The sequence below is a fragment of the Sandaracinus amylolyticus genome, from assembly GCF_000737325.1.
Lineage (GTDB): Bacteria > Myxococcota_A > Polyangia > Polyangiales > Sandaracinaceae > Sandaracinus > Sandaracinus amylolyticus.
On sequence record NZ_CP011125.1, the window covers coordinates 8,961,610 to 8,983,916 of the forward strand.

The following is a 22,307-nucleotide window of genomic DNA, read 5'->3' on the forward strand; positions in this document are numbered from 1 at the left end:
TCGCGCTACGGCAGCTCGACGTCGGTGAAGCGCGAGCGGCCGTGATCGAAGTGCAGGTGGTCGAGGTGATCGGCGCGGGGCGGGCCGACGATCCCGCGGAAGCTCTGCTCGTCGATCATGCGCCGCACCAGCGCGTGCCAGAACCGCACGTGGATCGCGTCCTCGCCGGTCGCGCTCCAGTGATCGCGGATCGTGATCTCCTCGCCTTCGTCGAGCACGATCCCGCGCAGATCGACCGCGTTGCCGAGCGCGTGCTCGCTGATGCGCGTCGGGTTGCCGCGCATCGTGCGGCAGCGATGGCTGCTCGCCGACAGGATGCGGATCGGCGCGCGGTGATACGTGAGGATCGCGGTCTCGACGATCGCGCGCTCGAGCGCGCGCACCGCGGGCACCAGCGCGGGATGGACGCGCAGCGCAGGACGCCAGGGCACCGGATCGCCCGCGTGATCGACGAGCGGCACCTCGGGACAGCCCTCCGCGAGCTGTGCGCCGTCGCGCGGGAGATCGTCGAGCGCGTAGGGCACCTCGACCCGCGGCGTCGGAGCGACCTCGGCCGCGCCCGCATCGACACGCTCGATGCCCGCATCGATCGACACGACGCTCGGCGCGCGCACCTCGGGCTCGGGCCGCGTCGCCACCGCCGCCGCGAGCGCGACCAGCGCGACGAACGAGAGCAGCACCGTGATCGCCGCGACGAGCCCGCGCGCGTCCCGCTCGATCACCTCTCGGGCGCTCCGCCACATCCGACCGAGAACATGCGGGCCCGAGCGCGCGATGGAAACCCGCCGCGCGCTCGTCGACCCATTTGACATCGCTGCAGGCGCGGCCGAGCCTGCCTCCACGCATGCCTTCACACCGCATCTCGACATCGCTGGGGACGCTCGTCGCGATCGCGCTCTCGATCCTCGCTCCAGCCGCGCTCGCGCACGCGCAGGAGTGCGCCGAAGGACGCGTCAGCACACCGGCGACGCTCGGCCGCTGTTGTTGGCCCGGCCAGTCGTTCTCCGAATCGCTCGGTCGCTGCTCGGGCGCGCCGGCGTGCCCGCCTCCGTTCGTCGCCGAGGGCGATGCGTGCGTGCCGCCGTACACCGCGCACTACGGCCTGCCCGAGGAGTGGGCGAACGCGCCACCGCCGGCCGACGATCTCGTGCAGGTCCCGAGCTCGATGCGCGCGCCGGGGACCACGACCTCGCCCGCGCTCGCCTGGCCCGACGAGCCGCGCTCGCTGGCCGACGCCATCGTCTCGCCGCGGCTCGAGCGCGGCACCGACGACGGCCTGCTGGTCGCCGGGCTCACCGCGTTGCTCGGCGGGTACGTCGGCGGCTTCGTGCTCGCGCTCGCCGACGAGGCCGCGCGCAACTGTCAGCAGTTCGGCCCGGTGAGCTTCGGCTCGGTCGGCTGCGAGAGCTGGCCCTACGCGTTCATCCCGGTCGTCGGCGGTGTGCTCGCAGGGACGGTGATCGAGCGCGAGAACGCGTGCTGTCGCAACGTCGCGCTCGGCATCGGTCTCGGCCTGCCGCTCGCCGCGATCCAAGGGTTCGGCCTCGCGCTGATGACGATCGCGCTCTTCGGCGGCGCCGAGCACCTCGTGCCCGGCGAGATCGGCGGCGAGCACGCGAGCGTCGCGCTCACGCCCTACTTCACTGGCACGGAGGGCGGCACGTGGCTGCGCGTCGAGCTCTGATCGCGCTCGTGCTCGCGGGCGCGTCGTCGCTCGCGTCGCTCGGGTGCCAAGCGTCGCAGCGCGTGCCGCCGGTGCTCGTCGGCCCGATGCGCGTCGCGCCCTCGCGCGAGGCGTTCGAGCGCCTGCTCGACGGCGCGCGCGCCGCCGGGTTCTCGGTGGAGGACGCCGACGTCGTCGCGGGGCGCTTCCGCGTCGTGTCGCGCTACGCCGATCGCTCGACGCGCATCGGCGAGCACGCGTTCGTCGTGCAGTGCCACCAGAGCGGGCACGTGCAGATCGTCGCGGTCGGACCGCGCGTCACGCACGACGGATCGGAGTACGTGATGCCGCCCGGTCTGCGTCGCGAGCTCGTCGCGCTCTCGCAGGTGCTCACCCGCGCCACGATGTGATCAGACCGGGCTCTCGGTCCCGCCGCGCTCGTCGCGATCGACGTCGACCGGCGCGGGCGTGTGATCGGGGCGCGGCTTCAGCGGGTCGTGCGCGGCCATCAGCGGATCGTGCTCGTCGCGCTCCTTCGGCCAGATCATCGACGCGACGATCGACGCGGTGATGATCAGCGCGATCACACCGAGCGAGAGCCCGATCGGGACGTGCACGACGTCGGCGATCAGCATCTTCACGCCGACGAGCACGAGCACCGCGCTCAGGCCGAGCTTGAGGAAGTGGAACCGGTGCACGACGCCCGCGAGCAGGAAGTAGAGCGAGCGCAGGCCGAGGATCGCGAAGATGTTCGACGTGTAGACGAGGAACGGATCGGTGGTGATCGCGAACACCGCCGGGATCGAGTCCACGGCGAACACGAGATCGGTCGTCTCGATCAGCACGAGCACCACGAAGAGCGGCGTCGCCATGCGCTGCATGCGCCCGGGGCTCGTCTCGCGCTGCACGAAGAAGTGCGAGCCCTCGTAGGTGCGGCTGATCGGCATGATGCGCTTGAGGAGGCGCAGCACCGGGTTCGACTCGAGCTCGATGTGGTGCTCGCTCTGCGTCGCCATGCGCAGCCCGGTGATCACCAGGAACGCGCCGAAGATGTAGAGGATCCAGTGGAAGCGGCTGACGAGGAACGCGCCCGCGGCGATCATCGTGCCGCGCATCACCAGCGCGCCGAGGATGCCCCAGAAGAGCACGCGGTGCTGGAACTGCGGCGGAACGCGGAAGTAGCCGAAGATCAGAACGAAGACGAAGATGTTGTCGACCGAGAGCGCCTTCTCGAGCAGGTAGCCGGTCAGGAATTGCGTGCCCGCTTCGGGCCCCCGGAACCAATAGATCCCGGCGCAGAACGCGAGCGCGAGCGCGACCCAGACCACGCTCCACACCGCGGCCTCGCGGAGCCGAACTCGATGCGCTTCGCGATGGAAGACGAAGAGATCGAGCGCGAGCATCGCGAGCACGAACCCGTTGAAGATCACCCAGGGCCAGATCTCCGCCACGCGCTTCTCTCCTCGTGTATCGGCCGAGCGCGTTGCGAGAACGGTGCCGGCTGATCCCGCGTCCCGCGCGCACACGAAACACGACGAGCCCGCGGCGTGACCGCCACGGGCTCGTCCTCGATCGAGCCGTGAGCTCGATCAGTCCTGCTCGCCCTCGTCGGGCATCTGGATGTCGACGGTCGGCATCTCGACGCGCTCCTCGCGCGTCTGGACGTCGATGTCCGGCACCTCGACGGTGTCGGTGCGCGTGCCGGTCTCGATCTCGGCGGTGTCGACGTCGTACGCGGGCATGTCGCCCTCGCGGACCTCGACCTCGGGGAGCCGGCCTTCACGCGTCTGGTCGATGTCGCAGCCGATCGCGAAGGCCGCGAGGCCGAACGCGACGAGGAGCTTCGTAGCGTGGCGGTACATGGGTCTTCTCCTCCCGCGCTCGTGTTCGCGGGCATCGTGTGGAACGCCCTGCGACACAGCACGCGACGTGCCGTCAGCGCGCGAGGAGCGCGAGGAATGAGGGCGCACGCCCGTGCGCGCATCGCGCCGCGGGGCAGATCGCCGCACCACGGACGCGCGCGACACGACACGCGCGGCGACTCGTCAGCCCTGGAGCTCGATCGCGCGGCCCTTCACGCGCGCTGCGCCCGCCGGCCAGATCGCCTCGAGGTGCCGCGTGAACATCGCGTTCGTCATCCCGAACGTCAGGAACGTGCGCCGGTATCCGGCGTGCTGCGACGCGACGATCGCCGCGCGCTCGGACGCCTCGAACGTGCGCTCGAGCGCACGCGCCAGGACGCGCTCGTCCATCTCCGCCTGCTCGGCGAGGAGCGCGTCGATCGCGCTCACGAGCTCGAGGTACTCGGTGAACGCCTGCTCGATCTGCCCGCGCGTCGCGAGCCGCAGCAGCTTGTCGAGCTCGAGCGCGTCGATGCGCGCGTGCTGCGACTCCTCGAGCCAGTGCATGCGCAGCAGCTTCGAGAAGAACGGATCGATCGTGTCGTCGTCGCGCACGCACTCGACGTAGTGCGCCTGCGTCATGATCTCGAGGTGGAGCGTCACCATCATCACGGCGATGGGGCTCTTGCTGAGCACGACGTTCGCGACGTCCGACGCGCCTCGGAGCACCTCGGTCGCGTAGCCGGAGTCGCGGCGGAACGCGTCGCCGTAGCGCTGGAAGAGCTTCTGGTGCTTCGCCTCTTCGTCGGCGAAGCGCAGCAGCGCGCGGACGGCGTCGTGGTCTCCGAAGAGCTCGGCGCGCGCGTGCTGCATCATCAGCGCGAGGATGTACTCCTCGACCAACGCGAAGAGGTTCAGGTACGCGTTGCCGTTGATCTGGTTCAGCACGCGCTCCGCGCGCGCGTCGAGGAACGCGTGGGTGTCGCGCCCGGCGAGCGCGCGCGGGAGGAAGGGTCGCGTGAAGTCGAGGCGAGTGCCCCGCGGCATCACGTCGTCGATCGCCCACGAGACCTTCTCGGACGCGCGGACGCACGATTCGTAGTCGTACGCGAGATCGAGCATCGTCCCCCACTTCCCGCGCGCCGTGCTCATGCCGCGCGCCGCGTCGAGCGGCACCGAACGAGACCACGCTAACGCGGACGGCAACCCTGGGGGAAGCCCTCGGTGGGTCACCCGCGCGAGGTCTCGCACGCGCTCGGACGAGCGCGCCCGAGGCGCAGCGTCGACACGAAGACGAACGCGGTGGACAGGATCACGAACCCGGCGACGAAGGTCATGCCGGGACGACGTCTCACGCCGCGTGCCGCGACGAAGCACCGAGATCTGCGCGGATCTCCGCGTCCGCGAGACACGGCGGCGTGTCGCCCCCGACGCGGTTGGAAATCGCACGGCGCGCGGACGAATCCCGGCAACGCCCGCGAGGACGCTCGCACTGAGGTCCCCGGGGCACGCGCGAGAGCCCCGGGGAGGCTCGAGTGGAGAACCAGAGAAGGTGCGCGGCGGTGATGGTGTGCGTGGGCCTCGCGATCGGGTGCGCGAGCACCGAGCGAGCGGTGGGCAGCGGCCTCGGCGAGGAGCGCTCGCTCTCGGCGCTCTCCGGCGACGAGGTCCGCGTGCTGTGCGAGTGGCAGCTCGCGCCGATCCACGAGGCGCGCGGGCCGGAAGCGCTGAGCCGCACGTCGTGCCTCTCGGGCGCGCTGCGCACGACCGAGGACGAGGCGGCGTGCGAGGCGTCGGTCGCGGCGTGCCTCGCGGCGACGCGCGCGCGGTTCGACGAGGCCAACGCGTGCGACGGCGCGCACGCGGTGCCGGCGTGCGACCCGGCCCACCGCGTCGGTGACTACGAAGCGTGCGCGCGCGACGCCGTCGAGGCGCTGCTCACGATCGAGCTCGACTGCTCGATGGCCGGCGACACCGCGCGCATCGACGCGGAGCTCGCAGCGCTCGATCCGTCGCCCGAGTGCACGTGGATGAACGCGCGCGCGTGCGCGCCGTTCGCGCCGGCGGAGTGATGCGGTGATGCGAGCGCGCGGCGCCGTGATCGTGATCGCGCTCTGCGCCCTCGCCTCGCGCGCGGCGGCGGACGGACGCGTCGTGCTGCGCATCGCGAGCGACGATCCACTGAGGAGCGCGCTCGCGTTCGAGCTCCGACAGCGCGGCCTCGAGACGATCGACGACGCCCCGCCCGGCGAGGGTGACGCGCAGCGGCGCGCGCACGAGTCGCGCGTGATGGCGCAGGCGCTCGGCGCCGACGCGGCGCTCTGGGTCGACGCGGGGCCGGACTGGCAGACCGCGGTGGTGCGCGTCGTGCGCGCGGAGGATGGACGCGAGACGAGCACGCCGCTGCCACGTCGCGCGCTGATCGACGAGCCGCGCGAGGCCGCGCTCGTCGCGTCGGTGCTCGTCGAGGAGCTGCTCGCCATGCCGATCACGCCGCCGCCGCCTCCACCACCGACGACGTCGGACGCGGAGCGCGCGCCCGTGATCGCGAGCGCGCCGCGCGACGTCGTGATCGCCGAGGAGCGCGTGTTCGGGCTGCTCGCGACGGGCTTCTGGATCGAGCCTGCGCGCGCCGCGCGCGGAGGGTTCGCGGTGCGGGGCGCGGTCGGGCTCGAGTGGCGGAGCGGGCTTCGCGCCGCGGTCTCGCTCGCGGCGATGCCGACCAACGAGAGCGGCGAGTGGAACGACCGTCGGGTGTCGGGCCTCGCGGGCGCGATCGCGATCGGCGTCGAGGGCGGGCTGCGCGCGGCGGTGCCGGGCCACGCGCTGTCGATCGGCGCGCACGCGGTGATCGGGCAGGCGCGCCACGTCGGGCTCGCGATCGATCGCGAGCCGATGCCGTGGTCGTTCGTCGCGATCCTCGGCGGGCACGCGGGGATGACGATCCCGATGGGCCGCACCGCGGAGATGGGCGTGCGCATCGACGTCGACGTGTGGCTCGCGGCGGAGCGCGCGGCGATGCCCGCGGTCGGGCTCTCGACGCAGTGGGGATGGCGATGAGCGACGCGCTGCGGCTCGATGCGCTCGCCGACTGGGTGCACCTGTCACCGGGCACACAGGACGACCGCGTGATGCTCGAGCGCCTCGTCGCGCGGCTGCGAGGAGGCGACGACCGCGTGCTCGAGCGCGTGGTGCGCGAGCTCGTGCCCTCGGTGCGGCGCTGGGCGTACCGCCTGCTCGGACCGCATCCCGAGCTCGACGACGCGATCCAGGACTCGCTCGCGGAGATCGCGTCGGCGCTGCCTCGCTTCGAAGGGCGCTCGAGCGTCGCGACGCTCTCGCATCGCATCGTGGTGCGCACCGTCGCGCGCTACTACGGGCGAAGGCGCGCGCGCGGCGATCACGACGTCGAGACGCTCCCCGACGAAACGAGCTGTCCCGAGCGCGCGCTCTCGTCGCGACAGCGCGTCGCGCGGCTCTACGCGCACCTCGACGCGCTCTCCGAGCCGCGGCGCACGGCCTTCGTGCTCTGCGCGATGGAGGAGATGTCGCCGAGCGAGGCGGCGGCGATCGTCGGGTGCACGCCGCTCGCGATGCGCAGCCGGTTGTTCGATGCGCGGCGCGAGCTCGAGGCGCGGATCGCGAAGGACGCGGCGCTGAGGAGGGAGCGATGAGCGAGCTCGACGAGCTGCTCGAGGACGCGCGCGCGCTCGAGCCTCGGCACGGCGAGGCCGACGATGCGTCGCTCGCGAGGCGTGCCGTGCTCGCCGGCCGCGCGCGAGCACGCGCGAGGGCGTGGCGCGCCCGGATCGCGCTCCTCGGAGCGGGGGTCGCGATCGCCGCGATCGCGCTGCTCGCGTGGACGCCCGAGAAGGCGCGGCGCGAGACGGTCGCGCACGAGATCGTCGAGCTCACGCTGCCCACCGGCGATCGGCTCGCGACGACGGGCGATGCGCGCTTCGAGGTCCGCTCCGCCGAGCGCGCGCGACGCATCCATCTCGCGCAGGGCGCCGCGATGTTCGACGTCGCGCCGCTCGGGCCGGGATCGTCGTTCGAGGTGTCGACGCCGCACGCGATCGTCGCGGTGCGCGGCACGGTGTTCGTCGTCGAGGTCGGAGCGCGCGCGACCTCGGTGCGCGTCTACGAGGGACACGTCGAGGTTCGTGCGCGCGGCGAGCGCCTCGCGCTGCACGCGGGAGACCACGTCCATCGCGACGCTGCGACCCAGCGGAGCGCGCGGCTGGAACGCCGCGCCCGCGAAGCCGCCGATCGACGCGCGCGCGTCGCGCGCATCGCGGCACCGGAGCCCGACGCGGACCAAGCACACGCGTCGGATCCGCCTGCTGCATCACCGCGCCCTCGCGCCACGCGACGCGCGCATCCGACGACGACGCGCGCGGAGCCCGCGATCGACCCCACCGAGCGGCGCGACGCGGCGCGCGCCCACCTGCTGCAAGGCGATCCCGCGGCCGCGCTCGCCGCGCTGCCGCCGCCGCCCGAGCGCGACGGAGAATGGACGCTGCTCGAAGCCGACGCACTGCGCGCGCTCGGTCGCGATGCCGAGGCCGCGCACACCTACGAGCGCGCCGCGCGCACGCTGCCTCCCGGCCTCGCGCGGAGCGCGGGGTTCCTCGCGGCCGAGCTCTACCTGCGTCGCTTGCACGATCCCGCGCGCGCGCTCGCCGCGCTCGACGCGAGCCGCGTCGACGCGGAAGGCACCGCGCTGCGCGAGCGCGCGCTGGTGCTCCGCGCCGAGGCGCAGCTCGCGAGCGATCGTCGCACCGAGCTCACCGAGACCGCGCGCCGCTACCTCGATGCGTACCCGAACGGCCCGCGCGCCGCGTGGATGCAGCTCCACGCGCAGTGAGCGTCCAGTGCCACCGTGGCACTGGCGCGATCACGCCATCAGCTCGCTCACCGTCTCGCTCACCTGACCGCCGCGATTGCCGAACTGGGTGAACGGCAGATCGAGCGCCTGCAGGATCGAGAGCAGGATCTTGCTCGTGTTGTCGCCCAGCCGACGCACGTGCACGCCCGAGCGCAGCCGCCCGCCGGCGCGGCCCGCGACCAGCACCGGGTAGTCGTCGATCGAGTGCGCGCGACCGTCCGCCACGTCGCTGCTCGCCAGGATCGCGCAGTGGTCGAGCAGGTTCCCGTCGCCCACCGGGATCGCGCGCAGCGCTTCGAGCTGGTACGCGAACTCCTCCATGATGTAGCGCGTGATGTTCTGCATCATCGGCTGATCACCGGCCTCGTCGTGGCTGAGGCTGTGGTGGTTCTCGCCGGCGCCGAGCGCGCGATACACCGCGAGGCTGACGCCGCCGCTGAACATGTTCGAGAAGACGCGCGTCTGGTCGCACGCGAGCGCCATCGCGACGAGGTCGCTCATCGTGCGCGAGATCGGGCGGTAGTCGAACGAGTCGAACGTGCCCGGCGCCTCGGGGCGCATGCACGCGTCGATCGGCGGCGGCATCGTCTCGATGAGCTCGATCTGCCGCTCCAGCGTCCGCACGCTCTCGAGGTGCTGCTGGATCCGCATGCGATCCGTCGAGGACACGCGCGACTCGATCGCGCGCGCGTCGCTCATCACCGCGTCGAGGATCGAGCGGCGCAGCGCGAGGCGCGGATCGATCGTCGGCGTCGTCGAGGGATCGGTGAACCCGTCGCCGAAGATCCGATCGAACACCGCGCGCGGCGAGTAGATCGGCGGGTTCGCGTTGTCCGGGCCGTTGTGCGAGAGGTAGTGGAGCGTCGTGCCCTCGCCGCGCACGACCTGCTGCGTGATGCCGATCTCCAGCGAGCGGAAGCGCGTGGGCGACGTCTCCGCGAACGCGCGCGCGACGACCTGGTCGATGCTCGGCGCGCTGAACGTCGACGCGTAGGGCGCGCCCATCGGGTCCTGCGAGATCATCGGCGAGCCCGAGAGGATGCCGACCGCGCCCGCGTGGTGACCGCGCTCGTTGCCGGTCTTGATGTCCATCCCGCTGACGACCGAGACGTAGTCCTTCACCGCCGCGAGCGGCTCGAGCGCCGGCGAGAGGGGATAGTCGGCCCCGGTGCCGCTGGGGTTCCAGCGGTCCTTCTTGACCCCGTTGCCCCAGAAGAAGACGCCGAACCGCTTCGGGATGGTCTCGCCACCCGCGTACGCGGTGCCGTTCACGTCGAACATCGCCTCGAGCGGCGGAAGCGCGACGGCGATCGCCGCGCCACCGAGCATCCCGCGGAGGACCGTGCGCCGATTGAGCGTGAAGCGTCCCATGTCAGTCCGCGCTCCCTGCGAAACGGAATCCATCGCTCGTCACGAGCTCGACCATCAGCGCGCCCAGCTCGGGCTCGCCGGCGAACGCATCGGCCAGGTCGCGGATCGTCGGCTCCTCGCCGCGCGTCTCCACGTGACCCGTGCCGTAGCGGTAGAGGTTGCGCACCAAGCACGCGGTGAGCTGCGGGTGCGACGCCATCGCCTGTCCGAGCTCGCGCGCGTCGGCGAACGCGGTGCCGTCGAGCTCGCCGCTCGGGTCGATCGTCGCGCCGTTCTCCTGCTCGCGGAAGCTCCCGATCGCGTCGAAGTTCTCGAGCGCGAGGCCGATCGGGTCGGTGATCGAGTGGCAGCTCGCGCAGGCCGGGTTCGCGCGGTGCTCCTGGAGGCGCTCGCGCATCGTCGGCAGCTCGGGGCTCGGCTCGGGCAGCTCGCCGACGTCGGCGGGCGGGGGCGGGATCGACTGGCAGAGCAGCGTCTCGCGGACGAACTTGCCGCGCAGCGTCGGCGACGACGCGTGGCTGTGCGAGAAGAGCGCGAGCACCGACGCCTGGCCGAGCAGACCCGCGCGCGGACCGTCGGGCAGCTCGACGCGCGCCCACTCGCCCTCCGCCGGCGCCTCGACGCCGTAGAGCGCCGCGAGCTCGGGGTTCACGAACGTCGTGCGCGTGGTGAAGAGGTCGCGGTAGCTGCCGCCCTCGACGAGCAGGTGATCCTCGATCGTGCGCAGCGTCGACTCGCGCATCGCCGCGCCGATCGTCGCGCTCATCGCGGGGAACTCGTCGGGATCCTGCGGCAGGCGATCGAGGCCCTCGAGGCGCAGCAGCTCCGCGAAGAAGTCGCGCAGCGCGCCGCGGCTGCGCTCCTCCGCGACCATGCGCTCGGCCTGCGCGCGGAGCAGCTCGGCGTCGACGAGATCGCCGCGCTCACCGGCCGCGAGCAGCGCCTCGTCCGGAGGCGCGTTCCAGATGAGATAGGAGAGGCGCGACGCCATCTCGACGCTCGAGTAGCGACGGCGGCCGTCGGCCTCTTCGCCGATCTCGACGCGGAAGAGGAAGTTCGGCGACTGCAGCAGGCCCGCGGTCGCCATCGCGAGGCCCTCGTAGAAGTCGCCGAGCACCGTCGCCGACTGATCCGCGATCGCGACGTAGCGGGTCACCTCGTCGACCGCGAGCGGGCGGCGCCACGCGCGGCGGCCGAAGGTCTCGACGAACTCGCGCGCGCACGCGCTGTCGACCGTGCCGCTCGGCGTGCAGGGCACGACGTCGCCGCGACGCGCGGGATCCGTCAGCTCGCTCTCCGCGATGCGCAGCGCGGCCGACTCGTAGAGCTCGGCGGCGCGCGGCGAGATCGTGGTGCGCGCGCTGCCGATCGCGACGAAGCCGTTCACCGGGGTATCGGCCTCGAGCTCGGCGTCGACCTGGACGTCGTCGCCGAAGAGCGCGCGCATCGTCGCGTCGTACTGCACCGCCGTCAGGCGCCGCATCGCGGCCTGCACTGGCTGCGTCGTCGCGGGGATGGGCTCGGGACCGCCGTTCCAGCCTCCGGGACCCACACCGCGCGAGTCTCCGAGGTCGCCGACGCACCCACCGAGCGCGAGGAGGCCGGCAGTCACCAGCAGCATCGCGCGAAGTCCTGAGAGGCGCATGGTCGGCGCACCTCTGCACCGGTCGTACCGGGACGAAACACCCCGGATCTCCGCGTGATCCGTGGAGCACCGCGTGCTCTGCGGAGCACCGCGTGCTCCGCGCCGGGGTCTGCAGGCCCGCTCGTCGACGACGCGATGTCGCCGGCTGCTTCACGAACGAGCGCAGCGAGCGAGGCTCGCCGCGAAGGCATCGCTCGCCCTATGCTCGCCGTCGTGGCGGGGATCGGGTCGGTGCTCGGCGGTCGCTGGGAGCTCGTCGCGCCGGTGGGCGGCGGCGGGATGGGCACCGTCTGGCGCGCGCGCGATCGGCAGGGCGGCGACGACGTCGCGGTGAAGCTGATGGCGAAGCACGTGCGCGGCCTCGCGTCGTTCGAGGAGCGCTTCTCACGCGAGGCGATCGCGTGCGAGTCGGTGCGTCATCCGAACGTCGTCTCGGTGCTCGGCCACGGCACGACCGACGAGAACGAGCCCTATCTCGTGCTCGAGCTGCTCGAGGGCGAGAGCCTCGGCTGGAGGATCGAGCGAACGCCGCCGCCGATGGCGCGCGAGGCGATCGGATGGATCGTCGATGCGCTCGCGGGGCTCGAGGCGGTGCACGCGGCGGGGATCGTCCATCGCGATCTCAAGCCCGACAATCTCTTCCTCGCGAACGCGCCCGGCGGGCGCACGCGCGTGAAGCTGCTCGACTTCGGCATCTCGCGGATGACCGCCGCGCCGCCGATGGGTCGCGCCGCGCAGTGGGACTCGCTCACGCGGAGCGGCGAGATGCTCGGCACGCCGGTGTACATGGCCCCCGAGCAGGGCACCAACGCGCACCACGTCGATCACCGCGCGGACCTCTTCAGCGTCGGCGCGATCCTCTACGAGACGCTCGCGGGGCGCGCGCCGTTCGAGGGCGCGAACGTCGGTGAGATCCTGCTCGCGGTGTCGGCCGACGATCCCGAGCCGCTCCACGAGCGCGTGCCCGCGATCGGCTCCGAGGTGAGCGCGGTGGTCGCGCGCGCGCTCGCGAAGTCGCCCGACGATCGCTGGCCCGACGCACGCGCGATGCGCGAGGCGCTCGAGATCGCGCTGCGATCGGTGCCCGCGGACGCGTCGTGCGGGTTCGTGATCGGCAGCGCGCGGATGCCGCAGATCCATCCGCAGCGCGCGCGCGACGAGGAGTCGAAGAAGACGGTCCGCAGCGAGCCGCCTCCCGGAGGTCGCGAGCTGCCCGAGGACGCAGGCGAGGTGTTCGGGACCGAGACCGACCGGCCCCCGCCGTCGCGGCGCACGATGCTCGCGGTGGCGCTGGCGATGCTCGGCGCGCTCGCGATCTTCGTCGCGTACGTGGTGCTCGGAGGCGATCCCTGAGCGACCGCTCGCAGACGCGCGCGGCGCATCCGCTGGTGCGACGCGAGGCGCTGATGGTGCTCGCGTTCGGCATCGTGCTCACGATCGCCGCGACCGCGCTCGCGCACGAGCGCGCGCAGCAGCACGATCGCCAGCGCCTCGCGGATCGCGCCGAGCGCCTCGGAGACGCGCTGCGCGACGAGCTCGGCAGGCCGCTCGAGGTGCTGCGCGCGGTGCCGTCGTTCTTCGCGGCGAACGACGGCGTGCCGAGCCGCGCGGCGTTCGGCGTGTTCGTGCGCGATGCGCTGGCGCGTCACCAAGGGATCGCCGCGCTCGAGTGGGTGCCCTTCGTGCGCGATGCCGATCGCGACGCGCTCGGGCTCGCGATCACCGAGCAGGCGTCCGACGGTACGATGCAGCCCCGCGCGCGCGACGCGCTCTACGCGCCGCTGCTCTATGCCGAGCCGCCCGACGGCATCGCGTTCGGCTACGACCTGATGAGCGAGCCGGTGCGGCGCGCGAGCGTGCTCCAGGCGCGCGAGCTCGGACAGCCGGTGGGCTCGCGACGGCTGCGCCTCGTCGAAGATCCCGAGGGCGTGTTCTCGCTCGCGGTGTACCTCGCCGTCTACGAAGGCGGCGCGCGCCCCGACGCGATCGCGAACCGCGAGGCGCGCGCGCTCGGGCTCGCGATCGCGCTCTTCCGACTCCGTCCGTTGCTCGAGCCGCTGGTCGCGCCGGTGGTGCGCGAGCACGTCGAGCTCGCGCTGATCGATCCCGACGCGCCCGAGGATCTGCGGGTCCTCTACGAGACCGCGCCCGGCGTCGCGAGCGATGTCACGTCGTTCTCGCGCGAGGTGGAGATCCCGTTCGCGGAGCGCAGCTTCCGGCTCGTCGCGCGGCCCGGCGCGGGGTTCGGCGGCGCGCGCACGGACACGCTCGTGGTGCTCGTCGTGGGGCTCGTGCTGAGCGTGCTGCTCGCGTGGGGCGCGAGCGGCATCGCGCGGGTTCGCGCGCTCGAGGACGAGGTGCGCAGCGCGCGTCGGCTCGGTCGCTACGTCCTCGAGCGCAAGCTCGGCGAGGGCGGCACCGGCGTCGTCTATCTCGCGAAGCACGCGATGATGAAGCGGCCCACCGCGATCAAGATCCTGCGCGGCGCGGACCGCGAGCGGGCGGCGCGCTTCGAGCGCGAGGTGCAGATGGCCTCGCGCCTCGTGCACCCGAACACGGTGCAGGTCTGGGACTACGGCCGCACCCCGAGCGGCGAGCTCTACTACGCGATGGAGCACGTCGACGGGCTGCCGCTCGACCTCGTGGTGCGCGAAGAGGGCGCGCTGCCGCCGGGGCGCGTGGTGCGCATCGTGCGCGCGATCGCGGAGGCGCTCGACGAAGCGCACGCGCTCGGGATCGTGCACCGCGACGTGAAGCCCGCGAACGCGATGATCGCGGTGCGCGCGGGCACGCCCGACGCGGTGAAGGTGCTCGACTTCGGGCTCGGCAAGATGCTCGGCGCGGAGCTCACGGACGGCGCGGCGTTCTCGCACGAGGGCACGATGATCGGCACGCCGGTGTACATGGCGCCCGAGCAGATCAGCGCGCCCGATCGCATCGACGCACGCGCCGATCTCTACGCGGTCGGCGCGCTCGCGTACCACCTGCTCACGGGCACGCCGCCGTTCGTCGGCGAGACGCCGCTCGCGGTGGCGACGATGCAGCTGCGCGCGGAGGTGGAGCCGCCGAGCCAGCGCCTCGGGCGCGCGCTGCCTGCGGAGCTCGAGGCGCTGGTGATGCGGCTGCTCGAGAAGGATCGCGCCCGTCGCATCGCGAGCGCGCGCGCGCTGATCGAGGCGATCGACGCGCTCGGCGGCGTGGTGCCCTTCGGCGACGACGCGGCGCGCGCGTGGTGGGCGAGCCGCGGCGAGGCGCTGCGCGCGAAGATGGTCGCGGAGCAAGCGGCGGGCGGCGGCGCGGTCGACGTGGACGTCGAGCGCCGCGTCGCGTGACGGTTGCGCACGCAACCGTGAGGGTTGCGCGCGCAACTCTCAGCGATCGCAGAGCACGGCCTCCTCGGTGCTGCTCGTCGAGCACGCGAGGATCGTGACGGACCGGGGACCGAAGCCGTCCGTCCTTCGCTCGATCGGGCCGACGCAGCGGAACGCGACGAGCCGCGGGCACGCGCCGTCGCCCCCGCTGGGATCGCCGTCGTAGGAGAGCGCGCGGGCGCTGCCGTCCTCGCGACGCGTGACGTACGTGCGCACCTCGGAGTCGATGCCGAAGCGCGCGAATCCCGCGGAGAACGCGCGCTCTTCGGCGATCGCCTGCTCCGCGCACGCGAGCACGGGCGCGGGGTCGTCGCCCAGCCGGACGAAGCCGCAGTCGGTCGCGCCGTCGCCCGCGAGATCGCGCGCGATGTCGGTCGCGTCGCACGGGCAGCCGCACCCGGCGAGCACGATCGCGAGCAGGAGCGCGCGCCTCATCGCGCCTCCGCTGCGTCGCGCCACGCGCCGTGCTCGGTCTCGTGCGCGGCTTGGCGGCGCGCCGCGTCGGCGTCCTCGTGGAACGTGTCGCCGAGCGGGCGCCCTCCCCGTCCGAGCCGCGAGAGGATCGCGCCGTCGGGGCCCTGCTCGATCACCAGCGTCTCGACGCGCTGTCCGTCGGTGCGCAGCAGGCGCGGCTCGACCGGCCAGGCGTCGTCGTCGAGCGACGAGACGGCGTGGCCCTGCACGTCGGCGCGCTCGCGCAGCGCCATCGGGCGCGCGCTCGCGGGCAGCCCGAGGTCGAGGCCGAGCACGATCGCGGAGCGCTCGACGCGCCCGTCGGCATCGAGCACCTCGACGTGGAGGTGCAGCCCGATCGCGGGATCGTCGAGATCGCTCGGGAGCTGGCGCACGCGCGTGCGCCGATCGCGCGAGACGAGCATGCCGCGCGCATCGAGCTCGACGTCGGGGCCGAGACGCTCGATCAGTCGCCGCCTCAGCACGCGCAGCCCGAGCGCGATCCCGAGGAAGTGTCGCTGCGCCCCCGCCGTGAGCACGAGGCTCACCACCAGCACGGCGAGCGCGACCGGCACGCGCTCGATCGTGACGAGCCACGCGACCAGCATCGTCGCGAGCCCGAACGTGATCGAGACCACGAGCGCGCGTCGGAACGCGCGACGCTCGGGTGCCAGCCGACGCCGCAAGGAGAACGACGCGGCCCGACGCTCGGCCTCACGATACGCGGCGCGTGGCTCGCGCTGCATCATCACGCGCGCGCCCTCGCGCCGGAGCCGAGCCACGCGCTCGCTGATGACGAGCTCGTCCTCGGCCCGGACGCGGTACACACCCGGAGGTGCGTGCGCGCGCAGCGTCGCGAGCAGCGTCTCGCCGAGCAGCAGCGCTGGGACGGTGAGCCGACGTCGGGCGTGGGACGTCACGATCAGCTCGCGCGTGATCCCCGCGGCGAGCTCGACGGCCGCGATCTCGCTCCACGCGATCCGAGCGACGCGGAACAGCCGCGGTTGGCGGATGCCGTCGCGATCGACCTCGAGCCACTCGGCGCGCTTCACGAGCTCGGCGCTGAGCACGGTCATCGCGAAGAACATGCTGGCGATCGCAGGCGCCGCGACCGGCGCGCGAGGGGATGCGAAGAGCGCCAAGACACATGGCACCGCGGAGACCGCGGGCACAATCCAGAACAGCCGCGCGTGCGAGCTCTCGAAGCGCGCCCCCATCGCCCCGCATCACAGCACGAAGCCCGTCGCCATGGCTCCCCCAGACGCCAGGTGCGCTGGGGTATGGCGACCACCGACCCCAGCCTCGACGCAGCGCGTTATCACGATTTTCTTGCGCAATTCGTCTATCCCACATGCGGCACGGGATCTGTAATCGGCCGCCTCGCATGTCGCTCACGAACCGCCGCCCATTCCTCCTCGCGTCGCTCGTCGCGCTCGCCGGCTGCGCGAACAGCCCCGACGACGACCTCCCGCTCACCTACGACGAAGCGCCGGTCTCCGAGCTCGGTCCGCTCGTCGACGGCATCCCGCCGAACGCCGAGCTGCCCGACGAGAGCAAGGCCGACGAGGTCTATCCCGCGCGCTTCGATCTGCTCGAGACGCAGACGCCGGTGCGCAACCAGGGCAGCCGCGGCGTGTGCTCGATCTTCGCGACCGCGGCGCTGATGGAGTCGCTCTACATCAGCGAGGGCACGATCACGAGCCCCGACTTCAGCGAGCAGTACCTGCAGTGGTCGGTGAAGACCGAGGTCGGCGCGTTCACCAACACCGACGGCTCGAGCGCGCAGCGCAACCTCGAGGCGATCAACCGCTTCGGCATCGTGGAAGAGTCGCTCTGGCCCTACGAGTCGCGCGGCTGGAGCACGACGCAGGATGCCGCGTGCACCGGTGAGAACCGCCCGGTGCGCTGCTGGACCAACGGCGAGCCGCCCGCCGCGGCGCGCGAGGGCATGCGCTGGCACCTGCCCGCGGGCCGCTGGATCCGCAGCACGCCGCGGAGCATCCAGGGCCACATGGTCACCAAGCGCACGCCGGTCGTCGTCGGCGGCGACTTCTTCTACCAGGCGTGGAACCACGGCGGCTCGATGCTGCCGACGAACGGCGAGAACTCGCGCCGCGGCATCGTGATGTCGCCGAACGACGCGGACATCGCGGACTCGCGCATGCGCCCGGCTGGTCACGCGTTCCTGCTCGTCGGCTGGGACTCGGAGATGGAAGTCCAGCGCCTCGACGGCGAGGGCAATCCGGTCGTCGACGCGATGGGCCGCCCGGTGATGGAGCGCGGCTTCTTCATGTTCAAGAACTCGTGGGGCACCACGCGCTTCGGCACCGAGGGCACGCAGCCCGACGGCTACGGCTGGATCTCGTTCCGCTACGTCGAGCAGTACCTCACGGCGTACGTCAGCGCGGTGCCCACGGTCCGCCTGCCTCCCGAGACCTGCAACAACACGAGCGACGACGATCGCGACGGTGCGATCGACTGCGAGGACAGCGACTGCGCGAGCGACCGCGCGTGCATGGACAGCACGAGCGAGACGACGCACTCGGCGATGCCGATGGTCGCGATCCCCGACAACACGCCGGCCGGCGTGAGCAGCGAGATCGTGGTGGCCGAGGCGGGCGCGATCAGCTCGCTCGCGGTGACCGTCGACATCACGCACACGTACCGCGGCGATCTGCAGGTGCGCCTCGAGCGCGACGGCCGCGTGGTCACGCTGCTCGATCGCGCGGGCGGCGCGGACGATCACGTGCAGCAGACGTTCAGCGTCGCCGACTTCAACGGCGTCGACGCGGCGGGCACGTGGCGCCTCGTGGTGGTCGACACGGCGAGCGCCGACGTGGGCACGCTGAGCTCGTGGAGCCTCGCGATCACGCGCTGCGAAGGCGCGAGCTGCGGCGGCACCGAGCAGACGCGCGAGCACTCGGCGACGCCGGCCGCGGCGATCCCCGACGACAGCACGAGCGGCGTGACCAGCGACATCGTGGTGAGCGACGCGGGAACGATCTCGCGCATGAGCGTGACGGTCGGCATCACGCACGAGTTCCCGATGGACCTCACGGTGCGCCTCTCGCGCGTCGGTGGTCGTGAGTTCGTGCTGCTGCGCGAAGCGTCGATCGACGCGGGCAGCTTCGAGCGCACGTTCGCGGTCGAGGGCTTCGTCGGCGAGAGCGTGACCGGCACGTGGCGCCTCACGGTGGTCGACGGCGCGCGCAACGACGTGGGCACGCTCGACCGCTGGTCGATGAGCGTCACGACGCGCTGATCCTGCAGGAGTGCTCGTCCCGCGGGTCCCGCATGGCAGCGCGCGCAGCGCGCGGACGGACGGGACCAGCGGGCGAGCCGATCTTCAACCGAGCGACGTGGCGAGTGCCAGTACGTGTCCGGGCAGAGCTCGTCGATCTCCCGCGTGACGCGCGCGAGCGCCCGTGCGGTCGGCAAACCGTCCGCGCCGATCGGCGGCTCCGGCGGTGGATCGGTGAAGTCGACCACCTCCGGCACCGGCACGTGCGCTGATGCGCGATCGAGCTCCTCCATTCGCGCGGCAAACGTGGAGTCGTCAGGCGAATCCGCCGGTGAGCCGCAGCTGGCTGCGAACGCAGCGAGCATCGCGAGTGGAGCGAGGCCGCGCACGGCGCACATCGTATTTCGGACTGCCGGTCGCGGGCACACGAAGAGCGCCGATCCTCCGCGAGGGGATCGGCGCTCTTGTCGTTTTCAGCGCAGCAACACGAGCGCGACCGCGACGCCCGCGGCCATCATCCCGAGCACGACGAGCGTCGACACGATCATCACGATCGCGATGCCGCGCCCCATCGCCTGCGCCTGCTTCGCGACGATCGCCGACGGGTCGCCATACGCCTGCGTGATCACCGCCGGCGGCGGCCCGCCCGGCGGTCCTCCTCCGAGCGGCGGCGGGGCATACGGACTCTGCACGTAGCCCGCCTGCGCCATCATCTGATTCATCATCGCGCCCGCGACCTGCGCGTGCTGCGCGGCCTGCGAGTGATGCGGATAGACGACCTGGCAGTACGGGCACTGCGTCTTGCGCATGTCGTCGAGCGTCAGCCCCGCGCCGCAGCCCTGGCACTTCTGGACGACTTGGTACACGGGGCGCTCAGACGCTCAGGTACTGGTTCGCGATCCACATCGTACGGCCGTCGGAGAACACGATCTGCGACTGGCCCTGCGCGATCTGCATGATCGTCCCGGGGTACTTGTTCCCGTCCGACCACTGCACCTTCACCGCCGCGCCGACGATCAGCCCGCTGCCGCCGCCGAGCTGCGCCATGCCGCTCGCCATCTTCACCGCGGCCTGCACCGCGCCCTGGTTCATCACCGCGGCCGCCTGCGCGAAGTACTGCTGGTTGTGCTGCGCGGCCGCGTTCATCTGCATCGCGGCGTGCGCGTTGGGATCGAACGCCGCCGCGCCGCCCGCCACCGCAGCGCCCGCGGGACCGCGCTCCACGACGACCGCCTTCGGCTGACCACCCGCGCGCAGCCGCTGCGTCTCCTGCTCCTGCAGCGTGTTGCGCTTCATCGCGAGGTTCATCGGATCACGGCTCAGCTCGCTCTGCCAGTGCGCGCTGATCGTCGTCCACTCGCCCTGCGTGACCCCGAAGTGCTTCATCGCGGCCTCGTAGCCGAACACCGCGATCGCCGCGCTCATCGCGCACCAGTCTTCGAACGAGACCTTCGCGACGCCGGTCTTCTTCGCGAGCGCCTGGTTGTAGAGGCCCATGTACTTCGTCGCGACGGCGCCCATCAGACTCATGTCCTGCATCCGCGCGGTCCAGCCGTTCTTCGCCGCGGTCCAGTCCGCCGCGCTCACGCCGAGCTGCGCGACCTTCGCGATCTGCGCCTGCTCGTCGGTGATGCCGTCGAGCTCCGCGCCGAGCTCCGCGTAGCGTTCGAGCGAGATGCCTTGGATCGGGGCGTAGGGGTCGGACACGCGAGGGCTCCTTTCGAGACTGACGAAGCGCCCCGGTGCACCCGGCGAGCCAAGGCGGGATCGCGAATTTCCGTGGGAATTGCCCGCTCGCCCGAGCGTGCGCGCACGGTTCGCGCACGTTTTGCCCGATGCGACGCGGGCGCCGGCCGGTGCCCTCGGGCGCTGGCTGAGCCCCGACTCGGCGGTGCTTCCGGTCTGCGAATGACGTTCTGAGGAAGAGAGCTTCCGAGGAGGGCAGGAGGAGAAGGAAGACCACGTCGATGGTTCTTCCTTTCGTCGCGCCTGCGCTCGGAACGCGCTCGGGATTCCGAGGAAAGCAGGCGAGTTAGGAGGACCACGTGGATTCTGGTCGTCTGCTGACCTGCTGGATCCACCGGGCGCTTCGCACGTGAAGCCGATCGGCTTCGACTCGAGCGCTCGACGCGCCACGCCGTGATGACCTGCGCGCGCATTGCCGTGGTCTTCCTTCTCCTCCTGCTCTCCTCAGAAGCGGCTCCGGCTCTCCTCGGAACGCGCCGTCGGGCTCAGCGCTTTCGCAACGCTCGGTGAGGCACTCGACCCACTGCGCCGAGCTCCACGAGCATTCGCTCGATCACCGCGAGCGCCGGGGACGTCTCGCCGCGGGCGCGCACCGTCTCGACCAATCCGCGCAGCTCCGACACTGCGCTCGTGAGCTCCGCCTCGTGCGGCGCGAGCAGCGGTGCGAACGCGGGATCGAACAGGTGCGCCGCGCGCGGCGCGTGCGCGGCGACGCAGTCGAGGAACACGTCGTGGCGGCGCGCCGCCTCCGCGAAGTCGTCTCCCTGCTCGGCGAGCGCGATCCAGTCGAGGTCGTCGCTCCACAGCTCCTCGACGAAGCCGCGGCGCGCCGGCGTGAGCGCGGTGCCGAGGAAGTCGCGACTGCCGCGCCGCTCGCTCCCCCGCACCGCGCGCCGCACCGCGTCCGCGATGCGATGGAAGTTCGGGTCGTCGAGCGAGAACCCGACGAAGAGCATGTGCCGCGTCATCAGGAGCGCCTGCACGATGCCCATCAGCGCGCCGCGCTCTTCCGCGTAGCGGAGATAGTCGGTGCGCGTGAGCACGATCTCCTCGGGCCGCGTCACGCACCCGTGCATCTTGAGCAGCCAGCGCGCGCGATCGCTCCGTCGTCCCGGCCCGAGCACCGCGAGCGCGTCGGCGCCGATCACCGGCTCGCTCGCGATCTCGAAGAGTCGATCGTAGTTCGTCGTGACGATCTCGTTGACGGGCAGCGCCGCGAGCAGCGCATGCGCGAGCGAGGATCGCTCCGAGCCGAGCAGCGACGCGACCTCGCGACCGAGCGCCGCGGTCCCTCCGAAACGTCGCTCGAGCACCTCCGCGCGATCGAGGTGATCGAGCCGCGCGAAGCCCGCGCGATCGTCGATCGCGGCGCGCGCCGCGAGCTGCTCGAGCAGCGTCGCCCAGTCGGGCAAGCCCGCGCCGCGCGAGATCCCCGCGCCGAGGAAGAGCACGAGCTTGCCCTCGACCGCCTGCTGCGCGAGCGCGATCGCGCGCGCGCGCTGCGCCTCGGTGAGCGCAGGCCACGCCGGCTCGTGGGGCGAGCGCGACGCCCAGTACGCGCGGCGCGTCGCCTGCGCGGCCGCGTGGTTCGACGCATCGAGCGACACCAGCGCGATGTCGATCCCGCGCGCCTCGCTCTCGCGCTCGAGCTCGGGCAGCAGCATCGTCACGATCTCGCCCGCGCGCGCCGCGCCGCCGCCGTAGCCGGTGCCGACGATCGGCATCGCGAGCAGGTGACGCGCGCGACCGTGACGCGGCGGATGACCGTCGCGTCGCAGCCGCTCGTGCGCGCGCGCGACGAACTCGAGCGCGCCCTCGACGAACCACGCGACCTCGGCGTCCTTGCCGCCGCCGATGTGCGTCGCGAACGGTCGCGGCCGATCGTGATCGCCCTCGAGCGCGACGCAGCGGAGCACCTTGGTCCAGTCGCCGGGCGGCCACTCCCACGCGTCGTAGATGTCGGCGTTGGGCGGGATGCGCCAATACCCCGCCGTGCTCCCTCCGACGCCGCACGGCAGCAGCCACGCGTCGCACTCGAGGCGCAGCAGGTTGCCGTGGACGACGAAGACGTGGCCGCGATCGCGCATC

20 protein-coding genes are annotated in these 22,307 nt (G+C 72.3%); 9 read left to right on the plus strand and 11 right to left on the minus strand.

Going from position 1 to position 22,307, the window contains the following annotated elements:
• Positions 1-5: 5 nt before the first annotated feature.
• Positions 6-722, minus strand: coding sequence for an extensin family protein (locus tag DB32_RS37705; RefSeq protein ID WP_169791687.1), 717 nt, complete (start codon positions 720-722; stop codon positions 6-8).
• A 122-nt stretch (positions 723-844) separates the two neighbouring features.
• On the opposite strand from DB32_RS37705, the gene DB32_RS37710 reads away from it, so the two are divergent.
• Positions 845-1,684 (plus strand): hypothetical protein, encoded by an 840-nt coding sequence (locus DB32_RS37710; RefSeq protein WP_053237498.1) that lies wholly within the window; start codon positions 845-847, stop codon positions 1,682-1,684.
• A complete protein-coding gene (locus DB32_RS37715; protein WP_053237499.1) occupies positions 1,663-2,073 on the plus strand; it encodes a hypothetical protein in 411 nt (136 codons plus the stop codon). Before DB32_RS37710 ends, DB32_RS37715 begins: the two co-directional genes overlap by 22 nt.
• Here the strand turns inward: DB32_RS37715 and DB32_RS37720 are convergent, their stop codons facing one another.
• From DB32_RS37720 to DB32_RS37730, 3 genes are all read right to left on the minus strand, one after another.
• Complete coding sequence (locus DB32_RS37720; RefSeq protein ID WP_075097717.1) at positions 2,074-3,114, minus strand: TerC family protein; 1,041 nt, start codon at positions 3,112-3,114, stop codon at positions 2,074-2,076. It lies immediately after the preceding gene.
• Between the two features lie 138 nt (positions 3,115-3,252).
• Entirely contained in the window at positions 3,253-3,525 is a 273-nt protein-coding gene (locus DB32_RS37725) for a hypothetical protein (protein ID WP_053237500.1), read from the minus strand.
• Positions 3,526-3,708: 183 nt separating this feature from the next.
• Entirely contained in the window at positions 3,709-4,680 is a 972-nt protein-coding gene (locus tag DB32_RS37730) for a diiron oxygenase (protein WP_053237501.1), read from the minus strand.
• Between the two features lie 359 nt (positions 4,681-5,039).
• On the opposite strand from DB32_RS37730, the gene DB32_RS37735 reads away from it, so the two are divergent.
• From DB32_RS37735 to DB32_RS37750, 4 genes are read left to right on the plus strand one after another with little or no spacing between them, the layout of a single operon-like run.
• Positions 5,040-5,576 (plus strand): hypothetical protein, encoded by a 537-nt coding sequence (locus DB32_RS37735; RefSeq protein WP_157069966.1) that lies wholly within the window; start codon positions 5,040-5,042, stop codon positions 5,574-5,576.
• 7 nt (positions 5,577-5,583) lie between these two features.
• Positions 5,584-6,564 carry a hypothetical protein gene (locus DB32_RS37740; RefSeq protein WP_053237503.1) on the plus strand — a complete coding sequence of 327 codons (981 nt, stop codon included), beginning with the start codon at positions 5,584-5,586 and terminating at the stop codon, positions 6,562-6,564.
• Positions 6,561-7,178: an RNA polymerase sigma factor gene (locus tag DB32_RS37745; protein WP_169791688.1), complete on the plus strand. Its 618-nt coding sequence runs from the start codon at positions 6,561-6,563 to the stop codon at positions 7,176-7,178. The genes DB32_RS37740 and DB32_RS37745 overlap by 4 nt, the downstream gene beginning before the upstream one ends.
• Positions 7,175-8,371 (plus strand): FecR family protein, encoded by a 1,197-nt coding sequence (locus DB32_RS37750; protein WP_053237505.1) that lies wholly within the window; start codon positions 7,175-7,177, stop codon positions 8,369-8,371. Before DB32_RS37745 ends, DB32_RS37750 begins: the two co-directional genes overlap by 4 nt.
• 30 nt (positions 8,372-8,401) lie before the next feature.
• On the opposite strand, the gene DB32_RS37755 is transcribed toward DB32_RS37750, so the two are convergent.
• Together DB32_RS37755 and DB32_RS37760 are read right to left on the minus strand one after the other, a co-directional pair.
• Positions 8,402-9,763, minus strand: coding sequence for a DUF1552 domain-containing protein (locus DB32_RS37755; protein ID WP_053237506.1), 1,362 nt, complete (start codon positions 9,761-9,763; stop codon positions 8,402-8,404).
• A 1-nt stretch (position 9,764) separates the two neighbouring features.
• Complete coding sequence (locus DB32_RS37760) at positions 9,765-11,384, minus strand: DUF1592 domain-containing protein (protein ID WP_053237507.1); 1,620 nt, start codon at positions 11,382-11,384, stop codon at positions 9,765-9,767.
• 237 nt (positions 11,385-11,621) lie between these two features.
• Between DB32_RS37760 and DB32_RS37765 the strand changes: the two genes are divergently transcribed.
• A complete protein-coding gene (locus DB32_RS37765; protein ID WP_169791689.1) occupies positions 11,622-12,761 on the plus strand; it encodes a serine/threonine-protein kinase in 1,140 nt (379 codons plus the stop codon).
• Positions 12,762-12,796: 35 nt separating this feature from the next.
• Entirely contained in the window at positions 12,797-14,740 is a 1,944-nt protein-coding gene (locus DB32_RS37770) for a protein kinase domain-containing protein (RefSeq protein ID WP_053237509.1), read from the plus strand.
• A 39-nt stretch (positions 14,741-14,779) separates the two neighbouring features.
• On the opposite strand, the gene DB32_RS47595 is transcribed toward DB32_RS37770, so the two are convergent.
• Positions 14,780-15,214 (minus strand): hypothetical protein, encoded by a 435-nt coding sequence (locus DB32_RS47595; RefSeq protein ID WP_157069968.1) that lies wholly within the window; start codon positions 15,212-15,214, stop codon positions 14,780-14,782.
• Positions 15,211-16,308 (minus strand): hypothetical protein, encoded by a 1,098-nt coding sequence (locus DB32_RS37780; protein ID WP_157069971.1) that lies wholly within the window; start codon positions 16,306-16,308, stop codon positions 15,211-15,213. Before DB32_RS37780 ends, DB32_RS47595 begins: the two co-directional genes overlap by 4 nt.
• A gap of 308 nt (positions 16,309-16,616) precedes the next feature.
• Between DB32_RS37780 and DB32_RS37785 the strand changes: the two genes are divergently transcribed.
• Positions 16,617-18,494, plus strand: coding sequence for a proprotein convertase P-domain-containing protein (locus tag DB32_RS37785; protein ID WP_053237512.1), 1,878 nt, complete (start codon positions 16,617-16,619; stop codon positions 18,492-18,494).
• A 452-nt stretch (positions 18,495-18,946) separates the two neighbouring features.
• Here the strand turns inward: DB32_RS37785 and DB32_RS37790 are convergent, their stop codons facing one another.
• The 3 genes from DB32_RS37790 to DB32_RS37800 form a co-directional block, all read right to left on the minus strand.
• Positions 18,947-19,339, minus strand: coding sequence for a hypothetical protein (locus tag DB32_RS37790; RefSeq protein ID WP_053237513.1), 393 nt, complete (start codon positions 19,337-19,339; stop codon positions 18,947-18,949).
• Between the two features lie 7 nt (positions 19,340-19,346).
• The gene (locus DB32_RS37795) at positions 19,347-20,180 is read right to left on the minus strand and encodes a tudor domain-containing protein (protein ID WP_053237514.1); all 834 of its coding nucleotides are present in this window, start codon (positions 20,178-20,180) and stop codon (positions 19,347-19,349) included.
• A 524-nt stretch (positions 20,181-20,704) separates the two neighbouring features.
• The gene (locus DB32_RS37800; protein ID WP_053237515.1) at positions 20,705-22,306 is read right to left on the minus strand and encodes an SIR2 family protein; all 1,602 of its coding nucleotides are present in this window, start codon (positions 22,304-22,306) and stop codon (positions 20,705-20,707) included.
• Between the last annotated feature and the right edge of the window lies 1 nt (position 22,307).